Origin of the sequence: Streptomyces bungoensis, from assembly GCF_001514215.1 — a bacterium.
Lineage (GTDB): Bacteria > Actinomycetota > Actinomycetes > Streptomycetales > Streptomycetaceae > Streptomyces > Streptomyces bungoensis.
This window is the reverse complement of the sequence record NZ_KQ948857.1, coordinates 323,912-341,134: the sequence shown is the minus strand read 5'-3', so window position 1 is coordinate 341,134 and position 17,223 is coordinate 323,912. Positions and strand designations below refer to the sequence as shown.

General features: G+C 73.2%; 17 protein-coding genes and 1 pseudogene. 8 read left to right on the top strand and 10 right to left on the bottom strand.

The window, feature by feature from the left end:
- Positions 1–343, bottom strand: a 343-nt coding sequence (locus AQJ66_RS17720) for a DoxX family protein (protein WP_061922517.1), incomplete at its 3' end; no start/stop codon positions are given.
- A 117-nt stretch (positions 344–460) separates the two neighbouring features.
- On the opposite strand from AQJ66_RS17720, the pseudogene AQJ66_RS17715 reads away from it, so the two are divergent.
- Together AQJ66_RS17715 and AQJ66_RS17710 are read left to right on the top strand one after the other, a co-directional pair.
- A pseudogene (locus tag AQJ66_RS17715) lies at positions 461–1,156 on the top strand (hypothetical protein); the annotation flags it as partial.
- Between the two features lie 174 nt (positions 1,157–1,330).
- Positions 1,331–4,444, top strand: coding sequence for an FG-GAP repeat domain-containing protein (locus AQJ66_RS17710; protein WP_061922514.1), 3,114 nt, complete (start codon positions 1,331–1,333; stop codon positions 4,442–4,444).
- 89 nt (positions 4,445–4,533) lie between these two features.
- On the opposite strand, the gene aspS is transcribed toward AQJ66_RS17710, so the two are convergent.
- Entirely contained in the window at positions 4,534–6,297 is a 1,764-nt protein-coding gene (gene aspS / locus AQJ66_RS17705) for an aspartate--tRNA ligase (RefSeq protein ID WP_061922511.1), read from the bottom strand.
- Positions 6,298–6,559: 262 nt separating this feature from the next.
- On the opposite strand from aspS, the gene AQJ66_RS17700 reads away from it, so the two are divergent.
- Complete coding sequence (locus AQJ66_RS17700) at positions 6,560–8,680, top strand: ATP-binding SpoIIE family protein phosphatase (RefSeq protein ID WP_061922508.1); 2,121 nt, start codon at positions 6,560–6,562, stop codon at positions 8,678–8,680.
- Here AQJ66_RS17700 and AQJ66_RS17695 read toward each other — a convergent pair.
- From AQJ66_RS17695 to AQJ66_RS17680, 4 genes are all read right to left on the bottom strand, one after another.
- On the bottom strand, positions 8,632–9,696 hold the full coding sequence (locus AQJ66_RS17695; RefSeq protein WP_061922506.1) for an AI-2E family transporter: 1,065 nt from the start codon (positions 9,694–9,696) through the stop codon (positions 8,632–8,634). The two genes, AQJ66_RS17700 and AQJ66_RS17695, sit on opposite strands and share 49 nt — an antisense overlap.
- Before the next feature lie 188 nt (positions 9,697–9,884).
- Positions 9,885–10,259 carry an Asp23/Gls24 family envelope stress response protein gene (locus tag AQJ66_RS17690; protein ID WP_061922502.1) on the bottom strand — a complete coding sequence of 125 codons (375 nt, stop codon included), beginning with the start codon at positions 10,257–10,259 and terminating at the stop codon, positions 9,885–9,887.
- A complete protein-coding gene (locus AQJ66_RS17685; RefSeq protein ID WP_061922499.1) occupies positions 10,259–10,900 on the bottom strand; it encodes an Asp23/Gls24 family envelope stress response protein in 642 nt (213 codons plus the stop codon). Before AQJ66_RS17685 ends, AQJ66_RS17690 begins: the two co-directional genes overlap by 1 nt.
- Complete coding sequence (locus AQJ66_RS17680; protein ID WP_061922496.1) at positions 10,891–11,481, bottom strand: RNA polymerase sigma factor; 591 nt, start codon at positions 11,479–11,481, stop codon at positions 10,891–10,893. Before AQJ66_RS17680 ends, AQJ66_RS17685 begins: the two co-directional genes overlap by 10 nt.
- Before the next feature lie 155 nt (positions 11,482–11,636).
- On the opposite strand from AQJ66_RS17680, the gene AQJ66_RS17675 reads away from it, so the two are divergent.
- The 5 genes from AQJ66_RS17675 (at position 11,637) to AQJ66_RS17655 (ending at position 14,147) form a co-directional block, all read left to right on the top strand.
- Positions 11,637–12,122, top strand: coding sequence for an Asp23/Gls24 family envelope stress response protein (locus AQJ66_RS17675; RefSeq protein ID WP_061922603.1), 486 nt, complete (start codon positions 11,637–11,639; stop codon positions 12,120–12,122).
- A gap of 73 nt (positions 12,123–12,195) precedes the next feature.
- Entirely contained in the window at positions 12,196–12,366 is a 171-nt protein-coding gene (locus AQJ66_RS17670) for a hypothetical protein (RefSeq protein WP_159052577.1), read from the top strand.
- A complete protein-coding gene (locus AQJ66_RS17665; RefSeq protein ID WP_061922490.1) occupies positions 12,363–12,770 on the top strand; it encodes an Asp23/Gls24 family envelope stress response protein in 408 nt (135 codons plus the stop codon). The genes AQJ66_RS17670 and AQJ66_RS17665 overlap by 4 nt, the downstream gene beginning before the upstream one ends.
- A gap of 52 nt (positions 12,771–12,822) precedes the next feature.
- Positions 12,823–13,509, top strand: coding sequence for a DUF6286 domain-containing protein (locus tag AQJ66_RS17660; RefSeq protein WP_079060262.1), 687 nt, complete (start codon positions 12,823–12,825; stop codon positions 13,507–13,509).
- Between the two features lie 29 nt (positions 13,510–13,538).
- Entirely contained in the window at positions 13,539–14,147 is a 609-nt protein-coding gene (locus AQJ66_RS17655; protein ID WP_061922487.1) for a hypothetical protein, read from the top strand.
- Between the two features lie 62 nt (positions 14,148–14,209).
- Here AQJ66_RS17655 and AQJ66_RS17650 read toward each other — a convergent pair whose 3' ends face one another.
- The 4 genes from AQJ66_RS17650 to AQJ66_RS17640 all read right to left on the bottom strand — a co-directional run bounded on the left by AQJ66_RS17650 (position 14,210) and on the right by AQJ66_RS17640 (position 17,223).
- Positions 14,210–14,506 carry a hypothetical protein gene (locus tag AQJ66_RS17650; RefSeq protein ID WP_061922597.1) on the bottom strand — a complete coding sequence of 99 codons (297 nt, stop codon included), beginning with the start codon at positions 14,504–14,506 and terminating at the stop codon, positions 14,210–14,212.
- 264 nt (positions 14,507–14,770) lie between these two features.
- The gene (locus AQJ66_RS40085) at positions 14,771–15,307 is read right to left on the bottom strand and encodes a DUF5994 family protein (RefSeq protein WP_079060261.1); all 537 of its coding nucleotides are present in this window, start codon (positions 15,305–15,307) and stop codon (positions 14,771–14,773) included.
- A gap of 359 nt (positions 15,308–15,666) precedes the next feature.
- Positions 15,667–16,638 (bottom strand): pirin family protein, encoded by a 972-nt coding sequence (locus AQJ66_RS17645; protein ID WP_061922486.1) that lies wholly within the window; start codon positions 16,636–16,638, stop codon positions 15,667–15,669.
- Between the two features lie 111 nt (positions 16,639–16,749).
- Positions 16,750–17,223: an SseB family protein gene (locus tag AQJ66_RS17640; protein ID WP_061922483.1), complete on the bottom strand. Its 474-nt coding sequence runs from the start codon at positions 17,221–17,223 to the stop codon at positions 16,750–16,752.

Sequence of the window (17,223 nt, the reverse complement as noted above, 5' to 3'; positions counted from 1 at the left end):
CCGCCCAGCCGAGGACGAGCGCCCCCACCACCGGTGCCGCGTAGACGAGCGGGAACGGGACGTGCGCGTACCAGCGGGCCCGCGCCACCGTGACGGCCGCCCCGGTGAAGTACAGCACCAGTCCCACCCCGGCCAGCACACCGATCAGCGGCACGAACAGGCCCACCACCAGCCCGGCCGCGCCCGCCACCTTGGCCAGCCCCAGCCAGGTCCACCAGGACCGCGGCACCCGGTAGTCGGTGAGCGCCCGCACGATCCACCGGGCACGCAGCAGCAGCACGGCGCCGGAGAACCCGGCCATGAGGGCGGCGAGCAGGGTGACGACGAGATGAGCGGTACGCATGAGGGCTCCCGACGGGTGTTCGGCTGCGGACACCTCCCTGACACCCGCGCCCGCCGCCGTGTGACAGACCGCCGAAATCCCCGCGCCCCGCCGCGCGTCTGGCAGAGTACGGAAGCCGTGACCCACCCCGAATCCGGAGCCGCGTCCGGAGCCGAATCCGCGGCCCGCCGGCGTCTCCTCGCGGACGCCCTCTCGGCCGGCAGCCCGTACGCGCTGGTGCTCGCCGGCGGTTACGCCCTCGAGGCGCACGGACTGCTGCACCGCCCGCACGCCAACCTCGACCTCGCCACCGAGAGCCCGGAGCCCATGGACCGGATCGCCGGTGCCGTCGGCGCCGCCCTGGAGGCGCGGGGGCGGCAGGTGCGGGCCGGTGCCGTGACGGCGCGGACGGCGCAGCTGACGGTCACGGACCCGCCGACCGGCGAGCGCTGCGCCCTCGTCCTCCACAAGGAGGCCTTCTGGCAGCCCCCGGAGCTGACCGGGTACGGCCCCGCCCTGGCCCTCGAGGACGCGGTCGGCACGAAGATCCGGGCCCTGTACGACCGCGGGGCCGCCGTCGACCTGATCGACGCCCGGGCCGCCGCGGCCCGGTTCTCCCTGCCCCACTTGGAGGAACTGGGCCGCCGGCACGCCCACGACCCCTTCGACCTGCCCACCCTCCAGTCCCGGCTGACGGGCACGGACTTCTACGCCGACCGGGACTTCGCGCGGTACGGCTGCACCGAGCGGCAGATCGGCGACCTGCGGGCCTGGGCCCAGCGCTGGTCGGACGACATCGCCGAGCGGCTGCTGGAGGACGGCGCCTCACCGGACTTCGATACCGATACCGATACGGATACGGATACGGATACGGATACGGATACGGATACGGATAGCGACACCGGCGCCGACACCGGCACCGCTGCCGACGACCAACAGCTGTAAAAGGGCTGGTAAAGTCCGCTCACTTGTGCGAGGGCGGGGGCCCTCGCGGGGAGGGAACCTCACGTGGGCAGACACGCCCCGGGACGGCGCGGACTCGCCGCCGCCGTCTCCTCGTTCGCGGTCGCGGCGGCGGCCGTGTCCATCGCCGTCCTGCCGCAGGACGGCGCCTCGGCCGAACCGGTCACCACGGCGGCCGCCGGCAGCGAGATCACGCTGACCGACCCGAGTTCCGCCACACCGCGCACGGACCGCCCGTACGCGGCCGGCCCGAGCGGCTTCCTGCACCGGCAGGCCGGGATCTCCGGGCTGCTGTGGACGGACTACGCCGACGGCGGCACCGTCACCGTGAAGAACGCCGACGGCAGCGTCTACACGCCGGGCACGGGCTGCACGGTCATCGGCTCGGCCTGCCGTACGGCCTGGTACGGCGCGGACGGCGACCTCGTCGCGCTGCCCACCGGAACGACCAGCAACTCGGTCGCCCTGTGGAACCCGGTCACGGGCAAGCGCACCGAGGTCGCCTTCGGCGCGGCCAACCGCTACTACCGGGCCCTGGCCGGTGACACGGTCGTCACCGGCTACACCCTGGTCGACGAGGTCGACGGGCAGCAGCGGGAACGCCTGATCACCGGTGAGGCGACGAACATCCAGAGCGAGGAGATCGTCGCGGCGGACTCCGCCGGCGTGCTGTGGACCCGCAGCCACGGCCTCCGGTACATCGACACCGGGACGGCCGTGAACACGCAGGTGTTCACGGACACCCTGTACGCCACGCACTACGTGATGTCCGAGGACCGGATCGGCTGGTACGAGTCCGGGACCGGCGAGCTGCACCTGAAGGACCGGCACGACCTCTCCGCCCCGGAGCAGGTCGTCACGTTCGGCCGGCCGGACGCCGTCGACGGCGACCCGGTCCTGGTCGGCGACTGGCTGGTGCTGCCGCTCGGCACCGGCACCGCCACGTCCCGGCTGGCCGCGATGTCCCTGACCGACGGCCACACCGAGACCCTGCTGGACAGCACCGGCGACTACGCGGCCCCGGCCCCGGGCGGCGACGCCCTCGTGACCGGCGGCAGCGGTGCCACGGACTGGTGGGTGCAGCGGCTGAGCCAGGCCGAGGACGGCTCGCTGACGTCGGAGAAGGCGTACCAGGTCCCCGCGAAGGAGAACCCGAAGACGGGTCTCGCGTTCAGCCGGGGCAGCCTCCGCGTCGCCGAGGACGACCCGGCCAAGGCCTCCGACACCACCTCCGTGCGCCAGATCGGCGTAGTCGCCGGCACCCCGGCCGCGACGGCCGCCACGGACGGCTCCGCGATCAGCCCCGTGTGCCCGTACCCCGGGACCGCCTGCTCGGCGATGTTCGGCAACTACGGCGACGGCCCGCGGGACGTCTACCTGGACACGTACTACGACGGCGACGAGGGCGGCAGCGGCCTCGCGAACGCCGACCGGCTGGTCTCGATCGGCGGCAACCCCCTGGAGTTCCACACCGAGGGCGGCACCATCGTCGACGTCTCCGACGACTACGCCGTGTACGACTCGGGTGGCTCGGCGCCTGCGCAGTACGTCGGCGAGTTCGGCCAGGGGCAGAAGCTGAAGCGCTCCGTCCGCGCGGCCGCCCTGCACGGGCCCACCCTGTGGAGCGCCACCTCCACCGCCGGCAAGCTGACCTCGTACAGCCTCACCCTGGACAGGACCCTCGCCACGGTGACGGTCCCGGGCCTGGCCTGCGTGCCGAGCGAGCTGCAGGCGGCGGGCCGCTGGGTGTACTGGGCGTGCGGCACGGACTCGGCCGGCGTGTACGACTCCACGGCGGGCACCTCCCGCCCGGTGCTCCCCGGTGACGTGCTGCTCGGCGACGGCTTCACGGTCCGCCACGACCACGGCACGGACGAGCTGGTCCTCACGGACGCCGGCACCGGTGCCACGCGCGTGCTCGCCTCCGGGCTCCCGGACACCGGGCTCGCCACCGACCGCCGCCACCGCTGGACGGTCGACGAGTACACGGGCATGGTCGCCTGGTTCGACGGCTACGAGCGGACCCACGTGGCGGCCACGCACATCGCCCCTTCACCGGTGACGGTGTTCCGTACGGAGGCCGGCAGCTACGTGGACCCGGGGATGCGCTTCGAGGGCTCCTGGCTGCTGTCCCGGCCGGTCCAGTCCTGGTCCGTGACGTTCACCTCCGTCCAGAGCGGCGCGACCGGCCGGGCGACCGGCACGGTGACCGGCGGCGCGTCCGCGGCGCGGGTGGCGACGGACTGGTACGGCAAGACGGTGACCGGAGCGTGGTTCCCCACGGGCATGTTCACCTGGACCCTCAAGGCCACCGGTACCGGCACCGCCACGCCGGTCACCGTGGCGACCGGGGAGGCGTTCCTGTCCCGGGGCGCGGCCGTGCGCCACGACTTCACCAGCCCCGACGGTCCGGACGGCCGCGGTGACCTGCTCACCCTGAACTCGTCCGGCGGCCTGACCTTCCAGGCCGGCACCGGCACGGGCAGGTTCGGCGACAAGACCACCGGCACCGGCTGGCCCACCAGCGTCAAGGCCGTACCCTTCGGCGACCTGAGCGGCGACCGCTGCAACGACGTCCTGGTGCGCTACAGCAGCGGCGCCCTGCGGCTGTACAAGCCTGGCTGCGGCAAGGCGGTCACCCCGAGGACGTCGTACACCACCCTGGCGAGCAGCGGCTGGACGCAGTACGACGTGCTCACCTCGCCCGGTGACGTCAGCGGCGACGGGCGCCCGGACCTGGTCGCCCGCAACGCCTCCACCGGGGCCGTCTACCTCTACAAGGGGACCAGCGACGGGAAGCTGTCCTCGCGGGTGAAGCTGTACGACGACTGGAAGGGCTACAGGAAGATCGTCGGCGCCGGCGACCTCGACGGCGACGGGATCGGCGACCTGCTCGCCCAGGACAAGGCCAACACCCTCTACCGCTACAAGGGCACGGGCAAAAGCACGTTCGCCGCCCGCGCCAAGGTGTTCACCGACTGGGGCGGCTCCTACGACGTGGTCGTCGGCGTCGGGGACATCACCGACGACGGCAAGGCCGACCTCGTGTCCCGCGACACCAGCGGCAACGTGTACCGCAACAGCGGCGACGGCAAGGGGTCGTTCGGCTCCCGTACGAAGATCGCGACGGGCTGGGGCGGCTACAAGTCCCTGTCCTGACACCGGCCGCACAACCGCACAGCCGCACATGCACGACGGCCCGGGACCTGCACGGTCCCGGGCCGTCGTGCGTCAGGCGCTCGCCGCGGCTACTTCGGCTGCGGCTTGCGGATCGTCAGGTGCAGTTCGCGCAGGCGCGACTCGTCCAGCTCGGTGGGGGCGCCCATCATCAGGTCCTGGGCGTTGCCGTTGAGCGGGAAGGCGATCGTCTCGCGGATGTTGGGCTCGTCCGCGAGGAGCATGACGATACGGTCCACGCCCGGGGCGATGCCGCCGTGCGGCGGGGCGCCGAAGCGGAACGCGCGGAGCATGCCCGCGAACTTCTCCTCGACCGTCTCGCGGTCGTAGCCGGCGATCTCGAAGGCCTTGAGCATGATCTCCGGCTCGTGGTTCCGGATCGCGCCGGAGGACAGCTCGACGCCGTTGCAGACGATGTCGTACTGCCAGCCCAGGATGTCCAGCGGGTCCTGGCTCTCCAGCGCCTCCAGGCCGCCCTGCGGCATGGAGAAGGGGTTGTGCGAGAAGTCGATCGCGCCGGTGTCCTCGTCCTTCTCGTACATCGGGAAGTCGACGATCCAGCAGAACCGGAAGACGTTGTCCTCGAAGTGGCCGGCCCGCCGGGCGGCCTCGACGCGGACCGCGCCCATGATCTTGGAGACCTCGTCGAACTCGCCCGCGCCGAAGAAGACCGCGTGGCCGGGGGCCAGCGACAGCCGCTTCGTGAGCTCGGCGACGTTCTCCTCCGTCAGGAACTTCGCGATCGGGCCGGACAGCGCACCGTCCTCGCCGACCCGCACCCACGCCAGGCCCTTGGCGCCCAGCGAGATCGCGTACTCGCCGAGCTGGTCGAAGAACTTGCGCGGCTGGTCCTGGACCGCCGGGACGGGCAGCGCGCGCACGTGCTTGCCGGCGAACGCCTTGAACTCCGAGCCCGCGAAGACGTCGGTGATGTCGACCAGCTCCAGTTGGGCGCGCAGGTCCGGCTTGTCGGAGCCGTACTTCAGCATCGCCTCGCGGAACGGGATCCGCGGGAACGGGGAGGTGACGTGGCGGCCGCCGCCGAACTCCTCGAACAGCTCCGTCATGAGCTTCTCGATCGGCTGGAAGACGTCCTCCTGCTCGACGAAGCTCATCTCGACGTCGAGCTGGTAGAACTCGCCCGGCGAGCGGTCGGCGCGGGCGTCCTCGTCGCGGAAGCAGGGCGCGATCTGGAAGTAGCGGTCGAAGCCGGAGATCATCAGCAGCTGCTTGAACTGCTGCGGGGCCTGCGGCAGGGCGTAGAACCGGCCCGGGTGCACCCGGGAGGGGACCACGTAGTCGCGGGCGCCCTCGGGGGAGGTGGCGGACAGGATCGGCGTCGCCATCTCGTTGAAGCCCATCGCGGCCATCTTCTGGCGCATGGCGGAGATGACCGCCGTGCGCAGCATGATGTTGCGGTGCATCCGCTCGCGGCGCAGGTCCAGGAAGCGGTACTCCAGGCGCCGCTCCTCGTTGACCCCGTCCTCGGCGTTGATCGTGAAGGGCAGCGGGGCGGCCTCGCCCAGCACCTCCACCTCGCCGACCTCGATCTCGATCTCACCGGTGGGCAGGTCCGGGTTCACGTTCTCGGTTCCACGTGAAACAACGCTGCCGTCGACGCGCACGACCGTCTCCTTGGAGAGCTTGTCGAGCGCCTCGTAGGCGGGCGTGCCGGGACGGGCCACCAGCTGCGTGATGCCGTAGTGGTCGCGCAGATCGATGAAGAGGATGCCGCCCAGGTCGCGCCGATTGTGCAGCCAGCCACTCAGCCGGACGTCGGTGCCGACGTCAGAGGCGCGGAGCTGGCCGCAGGTGTGGGACCTGTACCGATGCATCGTCGTTCATCGTCCTTCGTGGTGGGGTGATGAGTGCCGGGGCTGCGCCTCGGCGGAGGCCGGGCACGGGGCCCGGACCCGTCAAGGGTACCGGGCAGCCCCCCATCGACTCCCCACCATTACGGCCCGCCCCTCACGGGCACCCGCACGGCCCTCCGGGGGCCGTCTCCGAGGCCGCCCGCGGCCCGGTCCCGGCGTTCTGCCGATACCGGTCGCCCGTCCAGGGTGGCAGGTACCGATCGCATCTTCATAAAGTGGGGCAATGCGTACAGGCGAGCCCCTGCCGTCCGTCGGTGACGTCCTCGCCGCCCTCGCGACCGGGCTGTGGCACTGGGACACGGCCGCGAAGCTGGTCACCGTGGATGCGGAGGCGGCGCGGCTGCTCGGCCTGCCCGCCCGGCAGGTCACCCTCACCGAGGCCCAGACCCGGGCCCGGCTGCACCCGGTGGACTGGAACGAGATCACCGGCGTGGTGCAGCTGGCGGTCTCCGAGGGCACCCTCGCCGAGGTGCGCATCCGGATCGTGGACGAGCACGGCCGGGTCGTCCGCGTCGTGCGCAGCCGCTCCAAGCCGTCCTACGACCCGGCCCGGCGGTCGTACGAGCTGATCGGCACCCTGCAGGAGGTCACCGAGCCGACCCCGGGCACGGCGGCGGCCCGCAGCGCGGTCACCGGGGACTGGCGGCGCTCCCGGGAGGCGTTCCTGCTGGACGCGGGCCGGGCCCTGGCGGAGGCGCGGTCGACGGCGGAGGTCCTGCGGGTGGCGGCCGGTCTGTCCATGCCCGGCTTCAGCCCGGACGGGCTCGCGGTGTTCGGCGTCGAGGGCGACCGCCTGACGGTGATCGGCCACCACGGGCACGCGCCCGGTGACGACAGCCCCTTCTCCCACCTGCCGCTGGCCACCGACTACCCGGCGGCCGAGGTGGTCCGCACCGGCCGGGCCGTCTACGTCTCCTCCCCGGAGGAGTACATGGCGCGCTACCCGGTCACCTGGCCGCTCGCCCGCCAGTTCGGCCGGCACTCCTGGGCGTTCCTGCCGCTGACGGTGGCCGGCCGCACGATGGGCGCCTGGATGGCGGCCTTCACCTACCCGGTGGCGTTCACCCCGGACGAGCGTGCCGTGCTGACGACGGTCGCGCGGATGCTGGCCCAGGCCCTGACGCGGGCCGGCGCCGCGGAGACCGAGCGGGAGCTGACCGAGGGCCTGCAGCGCTCCATGCTGCCCTCGCTGGGTCCGGAGATCCCCGGCATGACGGTCGCCGCCCGCTACATCCCGACCGGCGGCGGGCTGCAGGTCGGCGGCGACTGGTACGACATGATCCCGCTGCCCAACGGCAGGTGCGCGCTGGCCATCGGCGACGTGCAGGGTCATGACGTGCGGGCGGCCGGGCTGATGGGCCAGCTGCGCATCGCCCTGCGGGCCTACGCCTCCGAGGGGCACCGCCCCGACGCCGTGCTCTCCCGCGCCTCCCGTTTCCTGCACGGCATCACGCACGACGAGCACATGACCGACCTGCGCTTCGCGACCTGCCTGTACGTGGAGGTCGACCCGGGCACCGGCATGCTGGAGATCGCCCGCGCCGGGCACCCGGACCCGGCGATCCGGATGTCCGACGGCACGGTGATGATGCGGCCCACCGCGGGCGGGCTGCCGCTGGGCGTCGACCCGGACGCCGACTACCCGACGACCCGGTTCGCGCTGGAGCCCGGCGAGACGATGATGCTGTGCACCGACGGCCTGATCGAGACCGGCGGGCACGACATGGAGAGCGGCTGGCGGCGCATCCGGGCGATCCTTGAGGAGCACCGCGGCGACACGGAGTCGCTGGCGGACGCGCTGGTGCAGGGCGTGCACGGGCCGTCCTCGCACCACACCACCGGCCCGCTGGCCGACCGCCGCGAGGACGACATCGCGGTGCTGCTGCTGACCCGGCCGGAGAAGGGCGCCGTCCGGCCCACCGCGCGGCGCACGCTGCTGGCCGTGGCGCAGGACGAGCCCGAGCGGATCGCCGAGGCCCGGCGGCACCTGCGCGGGCTGCTGCACGACTGGCGGTCCGCCGAGCAGGTCGACTCCGCGGTGCTGCTGGTCTCCGAGATGGTCACCAACGTGCTGGTGCACACCGACTCCGACGCGCTGCTGATCGCCGAGGTCACCGGGGAGCCGGGCGGGCGCCTGCTGCGGGTGGACGTCACGGACGCCGGCGACGACCTGCCGCACAAGCGGCGGCCCGGGGAGCTGGCCTCCTCCGGCCGCGGCCTGCTGCTGATCGAACTGCTCGCCCAGGCCTGGGGGGTGGAGCCGCGGGGCGAGGGCAAGAGCATCTGGTTCGAGCTCTACGAGTCCGACGGCCTGGACGGCCGGGGCCCGTCCGGCGGCTCGTAGCGCGTGCGCATCTCCTGGGCGACGCCGGAGGCGGCCGCGGTCAGCGGCACCGCGAACAGCATGCCGACGATGCCCGCGAGGGACGCGCCGGCGGTGATCGCCAGCAGCACCACCGCCGGGTGCATCTGCACGGTCCGGCTCTGGATGACCGGCTGCAGCACGTGCCCCTCCAGCACCTGCACCGCGACGACGACGCCCAGCGCCCACAGGGCGATGACGAACCCCCGGTCGGCGAGGGCCACCAGGACGGCCACCGCGCCGGAGATGAAGGCGCCGAGGTAGGGGATGTAGGCGCCGACGAAGACGAGCGCGCCGAGTCCGACGGCGCCGGGCACCCGCAGGATCAGCAGCCCGACGGTGATACAGAGGGCGTCGATGAGCGCGATGAGGGTCGTGCCGCGCATGAAGCCCTCCACGGCCTCGAAGGCGCGCCGGGCCATGATCTCCAGGGTGGCGGCGCTGCCGCCGGGTGCGAGGTCCCGGAGAGTGTCGAGGACGCGCGGGGAGTCGCGCAGGAAGAAGAAGACCAGCAGCAGCGCGAGGACGGCCATGGCGAGGCTCTCGCCGACCACACCGACCCCGCTGACGACGTTGGAGACGGCGGTGCCGCCGAACCGGGAGAGCAGTTTGCGGGCGTTGGCGGCGAGGTCGTCCAGCCCGGTGCCGGGGGACCCGAAGTACCGGGCGACGGACTTCACGGCGTCCCTGAGCGAACCGATGATCTGGTCGCCGCTGTCGACGATCGCGGTGACGACGATGTACACGGCACCGCCGACCACGACCACGACGGCGACGCAGGTCACCGCGGCGGCCAGCGACCGCTGCACGCCCATCCGCACCAGCCGCCGGTACAGCGGCCCGAGCAGGGCGCTGCCCAGCAGGGCGAGCAGCACCGGCACGAGGGCGGTGCGGAACTGGACGCAGAACTGGACCACCACCCACACCACCCCGGCGACGAGCAGCAGCACGGCACACCAGGCCGCGAGACGGCGGACGGGGTCGGGCAGCAGCTGCACCCGTCCAGCCGATCACGGCGACGGCCGGGCTGTCCTGTGTGGACGGCCCGGCCGGGTGACGGCGCCACCGGGCCGGCGGCACCGGAGTCCGCCGCGGGAGGGTGCGCGCGCCGGTGTGGCCGGCGCCGCCCGGCGCGCTCACGGCCGAACCGCTGCACGGCGCTGCGGCCGGGGACGCGCAACCGGACTCACGCCACGTCCTGCCCGGTGGCGATACGGGTCACGGCGACCTCGACGGTGACCGGCTCCACGGCGTCGAGGGCGGCGAGGTGGGAGAGGACGGCGGCCCCCACCCGGTCGTGGACGTTCCGGGCGACGTCCAGCGCCCGCCGGCCCTCGGCCAGGACGCAGCGCACCTCGATGTGCCATCCCGGACGGTCCGGCGCCCGCCCGGCCCTGATGCCCGCCTCGGGCGAGGCGCGGTGCGCGACGTCCGTCCGGGTGGGCGAGGCTGCTGCCGCGAGGCGACGGGACAGACGGGGGTGCAGGCCCGCCACACCGGGAACGGCGAGGGCCGCCTCGGCCGCGATGCCGAGGAGCGTGGCCGGACGGACGGCGGTCATCACGCACCGCCGCCGGTCGGGAGGCCGGGGCCGGGGGGCGGCTCCGGCTCCAGGACGTCGACCACGGTGATGTCGACGGCCGTCACGGCGAGACCCAGGTCCTGTCCGGCCGAGTGGAGGACAGATCGGCGCACCTGGTGGACCCGGTCGGGCAGCGGACGGTCGAGAGCGGCGGCCAGGGTCATGGTCACCCGTACGTCGGTGCCCTCCCCCTCGGGTGCGAGACGGCAGCCCGCCGCCCTGGCACCGGGGACCGTGTCCGCGGCCCGCCGCAGGACCTTCGCCGCGGCGCTCTCGGCGATCCGCAGGTCCCGGTCCGGGTCTGCCAGAGGCAGCAGCCGCCCGAGCCGTACCTCTGCCCGGACGATGTTCATGACACGGTCGGCGAGTGCATGCAGGCGGGGGGCGTGCTCGGCACGCAGCGCGCGGGTGGCCGCGTTCACCGTGGCCAGTCCCTCGACGGCCTCGCGGCAGTAGGGACAGGAGACGGTGTGCGGGTCCGTGGCCGGCAGCGCGTCGCACTCCTGTTCCCAGACCCGGCTGAGCAGGCGGCCGCAAGGGAGTACCTCATCGCCCTCGAACGGGCGACCGTCGGCTTCGGGCGGGTCCGGGGGCCGCGGGTGCGGGTCGTCTAGCGCCATGGGCCCATCGCCTCCTGCAGGGATCGGCGTGCCCTGAACAGCCTGCCGCGCACGGTCGGCTCAGTGGCCCGCGTCACGTGGGCGATCTCCTTGTACGACAGGCCCTGCACCTCCCGCAGGATCCAGCAGAGCCGCTGCCCGGCGTCCAGATCGCGGAGCGCACGGGACAGGGCGTCGGTGGCCGCGTCCTGTTCGGCGCACCGGGCGGGCTGGCTCCAGGCGTCTCCCGCGGCGGGCTCGGCGACGGCGTCCAGCGAGAGGGGCGGCGGCCGGCGCCGGCGCAGGGTCAGGCAGCGGTTGACGGTGATCCGGTAGATCCAGGTGCCGAACTCCGCGCTGTGGCGGTATTCCGGCAGTCGCCGCCAGGCGCTGACGAAGGCGTCCTGCACGGCCTCCTCGGCGTCCTGCGGATCGACGAGCATGCAGCGGGCCAGGGTGAGGAGGGACGAGCCGTGCCGCCGGACCAGGACGGCGAAGGAGTCCTCGTCCCCCTCGGCCGCCTGTACGGCCAGCAGCGCGTCCGGCAGGCCGCGACCCAGCAGGTCGGGTTCCGGCGATGGTGGGACAGCGTGTTCGATCATGACGCCCCCGCACGAGGCTTCGGACCACCCGTGTACCCACCAGGCCTCTGTGACTCACATCACATGCCGTCCGCGTGAGGAAGGAGGCGCCCGGTATGTCCAACCCTTCGACGGGCGCCACACCGGTGTCCGACCGACCGATCGAGGCGACCGCCATGACGGAGAACATCACCAGCGTCGGCGGGGGCGGCAGGCCCGATGCGGGCCTGAGCGCGCTGAAGGGCCGTACCGGAGCCGGGGCTCCGGCCGAGACACGGGGGAAGACGACCATCGCGGACGGCGTGGTGGCCAAGATCGCGGGCATGGCCGCCCGCGAGGTACCGGGCATCTACAGCCTGGGCGGGGGGATGGCCCGCGCCTTCGGTGCCATGCGGGAACGCGTTCCCGGTGGAGGGGGCGGAGGCGTCACACGAGGAGTGAAGGTCGAGGTCGGCGAGCGTCAGGCCGCGGTGGACCTGGACGTCGTCGTCGAGTACGGCGTCTCCATCGTCGACGTCGCCGGCGCCGTCCGCACCAATGTCATCAGCGCCGTGGAGCGGATGACGGGCCTGGAGGTCGTCGAGGTGAACATCGCCGTCGACGACGTCCACCTGCCCGACGAGGAGGAAGAGGCCGCACCGGACGAGGGCCGCGTGAGGTGATCCACCGCCGGGCCCGGTACGGGCGCGGTAGATCGCGCGCACGATGACGTACGTCCGTGAGACGGGTGAGTGCATGATGAACGCAGCAACGACGGGCCTCGCCGCGGGCATGGCCCTGGGCTTCGCCGGTTATTTCGGCGGCTTCTGGGCATTCCTGCTGGTTCTGGTCCTGGGTACGGCGGGCCTGCTCGTCGGCCTCGTCCTGCAGGGCGACCTCGACGTCCGGTCACGGAGGCGGCGGTGAAGGCCCGGCCCGGTTCCGCCGGCGAGGCGCCGGGCCCACCGGCGCCGGCCGACGGCCTGCCGCCCCCGGCCGAGCGGGGCGCCACCGTCATCCCGGACCGGGTGGTCGCCCGTATCGCCACGCAGGCGGCCCGCACGTCCCAGTCGCGCCGTGCCGCCGTACCGCCGGACCGGGGCGGGCCGACGGCACCCAGCGCCTCCGCCGCCGTCCGTACCGGATCGGTACGCCTGCATCTGGCCCTGGACCTGCCCTATCCCACCGACATTCCCCGGGTCTGTGAGCGGATCCAGAGGGACGTCGCCGAACGGGTGGCCCAGCTGACCGGCTTGCGGGTGGGAGAGGTCACCCTGACCGTCCGGCGGCTGGTGACCGGCGCCGGAGCGAGCCGGGGGCGGGTCCGGTGAGCGGCCCCACGGCCCGGGGCGCCGGGCGCGCCGCGCGGGAAGGGGGATCGCGATGACACCCGACCCCGGTCCTGCCGAGCACGGCTCCGCGCCGTCCGCGCACCGTGCCGCGGTGCCGCTGACGAAGGAGCCCGATCCGTCCGGACGCGACGTGCCCGGCCGTGACCTCACGGCCGGTGAGCGCGACAGCGGGCACCGGGCCCACCGGCCGTGGTCCGCGCGCCGCGTCCCGGCCGCGCTGGTCGCCTCGGTGATCCTCGTGGCGGCGGTCGCGGCGCTGGTCGACGTCGTCGCCGTACGGGCGGGACGCCCGGCGTCAGCCTGGCGACGGCATCTGGCCGACGAACTGGCCACCCGCCCCGTGGACGACGTGTGGATGCTCACGGGAGCCGCCGTGGCCGCCGCCGTCGGTGTCTGGCTGCTCGTCCTGGCCCTCACCCCCGGCCTGCGCCACTGGCTGCCCCTGCGCTCACCCGCCGGCTGCCCCCGGCTGCGGGCCTCCCTGGACCGCGACGGGGCCGCCGACCTCCTGCGTGACGCCGCGATGCGGGTCCCCGGCGTCGGCGCGGCCCGCGTCCGGGTGCGCCGCCACCGCATCAAGGCGCGCGCGGACGTCCGCTTCCGTGACCCCCGGCAGGTGAGGGACGACCTCACCGCCGTCCTCGACGAGGAGTGCGACCGGCTGGCCCTCGCCCGTCCTCCCCGCATCGTCGTACGCCTGCGGCGACGCACCGACTGACCGACACCCGCAGCACCGGAGCCCGCACCATGACGCAGCGATCCGTCCGCAACCGCAGTCTGCTGGCCCTCGCCGGACTGGTCCTGCTCGGCGGCGGGGTGCTGATCCTCTTCGCCGGACTCGACCTCTACCGGCGACTCGATCTGGTCCCGCCCGCGGGCTGGCCGCTGACCCACCCGGCCGACGTCCTGCTCGGCTCGGCCGACCGGGCCCGCTGGAGCAGCCAGGGCTGGTGGTGGTGGCCCGCGGTCATCGCCGCTCTCGCCGTCGCCGCCCTGCTCGCCCTGTGGTGGCTGCTCGCCCAGCTGAGCCGACGCCGCCCCGGCTCACTTCCCGTCGGCGGCACACCCCCGCAGGAGGGCGTCGAACTTCGCGACCGCGCACTCGGCGACGCGATCGCGACCGAAGCCGGTGCCCTGCCGGGGGTCGACGACGCGACCGTACGCATCACCGGCCGGCCCGCCCACCACCGCACCCGCGTCGGGCTCACCCTCACCCCCGAGGGCGCGCCCGGCGCCACTCTCGGTGCCCTCTGCGAAGGCCCGCTCCGCACCGCACGTCGGTCCACCGGCCTCCCTGACATGCCCACCGAGGTCCGCCTGCACGTCGCCCGCCACAAGCCCCACCGTGCGGAGTGAGTCGGCGCCGACGTCCCGCCTCGCGGACGGCGTCGGGCAGCAGCCAGGGGTGTCGGAGCCGGTCAGGGTGCCGCCCGTCCCTCGGGAGCAGCGGCACTCTCCTCTTCCGTCTCCATCCGCCGGATCCCCCGGTGTGTCAACGTGATCATCTCGGGCGTGTTGCCCCTCCCCCAGTCGACGACGACCCAGCCCTCGCCCGCCAGGTACGAGCAGGCAGCGGCCAGATCCTGTTCGGGGATACCGAGGTCGTCGCGGAGCTTCGCCCCGTCCACGCCCAGGAGCCGATTGCCCTCGGCGGCCTGGTACAGAGCCCGCATGATCTTCTCGCGGTACCCCTTCCGCTCGCGCAGCATGGCCATGATGTGCCTTCCTCTGCCCCCCTCGTTCTTCGGGCCGAAGCCGCCGTCCTCCGCGGTCCCTGCCGCGGTGGGGCGTGCCGGAACGGTCGTGTCCCCCGCCGGCAGGTGGCGTCTGCGGGTCCGGCGGCCGATCCCCGGCGGAGCGTCGCTGCGGTGGAAGTCGGCGATCCGTTCGTCGTGCCGAGCACGGAGCCGGTGGATCAGGACTCCTCCGACGGCGATCAGGACGAGCAGCACGGCGACGACGGTGACGGTCATGTCCTCTCACCTCCGTCGGCGGGCTGCCGAACGCCCTGTCGGGCCGACGGGCAGAGGCCGGGACGACGGCCGACCCGCTCCGCCGTCGGTCTCCCACACCTCTTCCCTCCTTCGGGCGTCGACCCTGTCGGCCGATCCCTCTCGGGCCGGGGCACCGACGCCGTCGCCGGCCATCAGCCGTGCGGCGGCGTTCGCAGGGGTTTCGGGCGGGATCACCAGCACGTCCCGGCGGCCTTCGGCGGAGAGGAGAGTGAGTCTGTGCGGATCCTGCTCCTCGGTGGACCAGCGCACCCGCACGGTGCGTCCGGCGTCGGACACCCGGTGCGGCAGGACGGGCCAGTAGGCCGGGTGCACGGTGACACCCGTGATACGGCCCCAGCGATCAGCCAATGCGGCCGTCAACGGCGGCAGTTCACGGGTGAGGGCGCGGGAACGGGGCCACCACACGCCGTCCAGGCCACCCGGTGCGGGTGTCAGGGAGAGCCGGGCCGGCGGCGACGGCGGGCGCCTGCTCGAGGTCGTACGGTCAATGGTCACGGGCATGGCGCGGACCTGTCCCCGGGCTCGTGGAGGCGGCCCGGCGCTGTCGATCCCCGGAAACGGCACCCGCGGCGGAGCCGGTGCGCGAAGAACTCCCGGTTTCTTCACACTACTCCGCCCCTGAGCCCGAGAAGCCGGGGATGACCAGGTATTTTCCCGCGTCGTCGATGCCGTGGCCGGTGAGAGACACGGCGATCTCGCCGTACGTCGGTTCCGCACCGTCCGGGCTGACGGTCCGGCGTGGGCGCTGAGGAACTCGGAGGGCTGTCACCGGCCCGTCACCGGGAGACCGGGCGGACGGCCGGCCCGGAGCCCTCGCGCACGAAGGCTCCGGGTCCTTACGCGCAGGGCCCTGGTGAGCCCTACAGTCCGCCCTCCGTCATGCCGTGCACGGCCGGGACGGTGCCGAGGCGGCCCTTCTGGAAGTCCTCGAAGGCCTGCATCAGCTCGTCCTTGGTGTTCATGACGAACGGGCCGTAGTGGACCATGGGCTCCCGGATGGGCTGCCCGCCGAGGAGGACGACCTCCAGGTCCGGAGTGTGCGAGTCCTGCTTCTCGTCCGCGCGGACGGTCAGCGAGGAACCCGACCCGAACACGGCGGTCTGCCCCATCTGGACCGGCCGGCGCTCGGCGCCCACCGCTCCGCGGCCCGCGAGCACGTAGGCGAGGCCGTTGAAGTCCTCCCGCCAGGGCAGCGTGATCTCCGCGCCCGGCGCGAGCGTCGCGTGGATCATCGTGATCGGCGTGTGCGTGATGCCGGGACCGGCGTGCCCGTCCAGTTCACCGGCGATGACCCGGAGCAGCGAGCCGCCGTCGGGGGAGGTGAGCAGCTGCACGTTGCCGCCGCGGATGTCCTGGTAGCGCGGGGCCATCATCTTGTCCTCGGCCGGGAGGTTCACCCACAGCTGCAGGCCGTGGAAGAGGCCGCCGGACATCACGAGCTGCTCCGGCGGCGCCTCGATGTGGAGCAGGCCCGAGCCCGCCGTCATCCACTGGGTGTCGCCGTTGGTGATGGTGCCGCCGCCACCGTTGGAGTCCTGGTGGTCGAAGATGCCGTCGATGATGTAGGTCACGGTCTCGAAGCCGCGGTGGGGGTGCCACGGGGTGCCCTTGGGCTCGCCCGGCGCGTACTCCACCTCGCCCATCTGGTCCATCATGATGAACGGGTCGAGGTGGCGGTAGTTGATCCCGGCGAACGCCCGGCGCACCGGGAAGCCCTCTCCCTCGAAACCGCTCGGTGCGGTGGTGACGGCCAGCACGGGACGGGCCACCGCGTCGGCGGGGGCGGTCACGCGGGGCAGCGTCAACGGGTTCTCGACGGTCACTGCAGGCATGGTGGACCTCCTTGTGCTCCGAGTTTAGTTGAGCATTGAACTTTCTGCCACCCGTAACGCGAGGAGCCCGGAGGGCATTCCCTCCGGGCTCCCGGTGCGCACGGCCGGCACTCAGCCGTACATGCGGCGCATAGCGAAGTCGACCATCTGCTCGACCGCCTTGGCGTCGAACACCATCCGGTGCTCGCCCTCCATGTCCAGGACGAAGCCGTAGCCCGTCGGCAGCAGGTCGATCACCTCCGCACCGGTGATGACGAAGTACTTGGACTCCTTGCCCGCGTAGCGGCGCAGCTCCTTCAGCGAGGTGAACATCGGGATCACCGGCTGCTGGGTGTTGTGCAGCGCCAGGAAGCCGGGGGTGTCGCCGCGCGGGCAGTACACCTTCGAGGTCGCGAAGATCTGCTGGAAGTCCTCCGCGGCCATCTGCCCCGTGGTGAAGGCGCGCACCGCGTCCGCGAGCGAGGGCGGGGACGGCTCGGGATACAGCGGCGGCTGCTGCCCGTAGCCGCCGGCCATCGGCTGCTGGGGTGCGGCGTACTGCTGCTGAGCAGCTCCACTGTCCATGGGCTGGCCGTATCCGTACAT

Coding starts and splice junctions, on each gene's coding strand:
- AQJ66_RS17655 (WP_061922487.1), top strand. CDS start 13,539: ATGACGCAGCGATCCGTCCGCAACCGCAGTCTGCTGGCCCTCGCCGGA.
- AQJ66_RS17640 (WP_061922483.1), bottom strand. CDS start 17,223: ATGTACGGATACGGCCAGCCCATGGACAGTGGAGCTGCTCAGCAGCAG.
- aspS (WP_061922511.1), bottom strand. CDS start 6,297: ATGCATCGGTACAGGTCCCACACCTGCGGCCAGCTCCGCGCCTCTGAC.
- AQJ66_RS17680 (WP_061922496.1), bottom strand. CDS start 11,481: ATGATCGAACACGCTGTCCCACCATCGCCGGAACCCGACCTGCTGGGT.
- AQJ66_RS17645 (WP_061922486.1), bottom strand. CDS start 16,638: ATGCCTGCAGTGACCGTCGAGAACCCGTTGACGCTGCCCCGCGTGACC.
- AQJ66_RS17650 (WP_061922597.1), bottom strand. CDS start 14,506: ATGGCCATGCTGCGCGAGCGGAAGGGGTACCGCGAGAAGATCATGCGG.
- AQJ66_RS17700 (WP_061922508.1), top strand. CDS start 6,560: ATGCGTACAGGCGAGCCCCTGCCGTCCGTCGGTGACGTCCTCGCCGCC.
- AQJ66_RS40085 (WP_079060261.1), bottom strand. CDS start 15,307: ATGCCCGTGACCATTGACCGTACGACCTCGAGCAGGCGCCCGCCGTCG.
- AQJ66_RS17670 (WP_159052577.1), top strand. CDS start 12,196: ATGATGAACGCAGCAACGACGGGCCTCGCCGCGGGCATGGCCCTGGGC.
- AQJ66_RS17690 (WP_061922502.1), bottom strand. CDS start 10,259: ATGACCGCCGTCCGTCCGGCCACGCTCCTCGGCATCGCGGCCGAGGCG.
- AQJ66_RS17660 (WP_079060262.1), top strand. CDS start 12,823: ATGACACCCGACCCCGGTCCTGCCGAGCACGGCTCCGCGCCGTCCGCG.
- AQJ66_RS17685 (WP_061922499.1), bottom strand. CDS start 10,900: ATGGCGCTAGACGACCCGCACCCGCGGCCCCCGGACCCGCCCGAAGCC.
- AQJ66_RS17675 (WP_061922603.1), top strand. CDS start 11,637: ATGACGGAGAACATCACCAGCGTCGGCGGGGGCGGCAGGCCCGATGCG.